Annotated in this window: 1 pseudogene; it reads right to left on the bottom strand. The window is 52.3% G+C overall.

From position 1 onward, the window contains the following. Window positions 1-179: 179 nt before the first annotated feature. Window positions 180-646: pseudogene (locus HGP28_RS19010) on the bottom strand (IS5-like element ISKpn26 family transposase); the annotation flags it as partial.

The raw sequence follows: 646 nt of genomic DNA, 5'->3' as shown, positions 1-646 counted from the left end.
TGCATTAACCCACTCGACCCCATTTTTATTAAGGAAGGTGCGAATAAGCAGGTCATTTCTTCCCAAGCTGACTCGCTGATTAAAATTTCGCGGATCTGGGCCGATTTTTTTCCCGCAAACACATCGAATCAGCCTATTTAGGCTATTTTTTCCACCATTTCTGGCGTTATTTCCGGTTTTTACTGAGATCTCTCCCACTGACGTATCATTTGGTCCACCCGAAACAGGTTGGCCAGGGTGAATAACATCGCCAGTTGGTTATCGTTTTTCAGCAGCCCTTTGTATCTGGCTTTCACGAAGCCGAACTGCCGCTTGATGATGCGAAACGGGTGCTCCACCCTGGCACGGATGCTGGCTTTCATGTATTCGATGTTGATGGCCGTTTTGTTCTTGCGCGGATGCTGCTTCAAGGTTTTTACCTTGCCGGGACGCTCGGCGATCAGCCAGTCCACATCCACCTCGGCCAGCTCCTCGCGCTGTGGCGCTCCTTGGTAGCCGGCATCGGCTGAGACAAATTGCTCCTCTCCATGCAGCAGATTACCCAGCTGATTGAGGTCATGCTCGTTGGCCGCGGTGGTGACCAGGCTGTGGGTCAGGCCACTCTTGGCATCGACACCAATGTGGGCCTTCATGCCAAAGTGCCACT

Source organism: Vibrio agarilyticus (genome assembly GCF_012641465.1).
Classification (GTDB): Bacteria; Pseudomonadota; Gammaproteobacteria; order Enterobacterales; family Vibrionaceae; genus Vibrio; species Vibrio agarilyticus.
The sequence above is the reverse complement of the archived record's forward strand: the minus strand, read 5'-3'. Positions and strand labels throughout refer to the sequence as shown.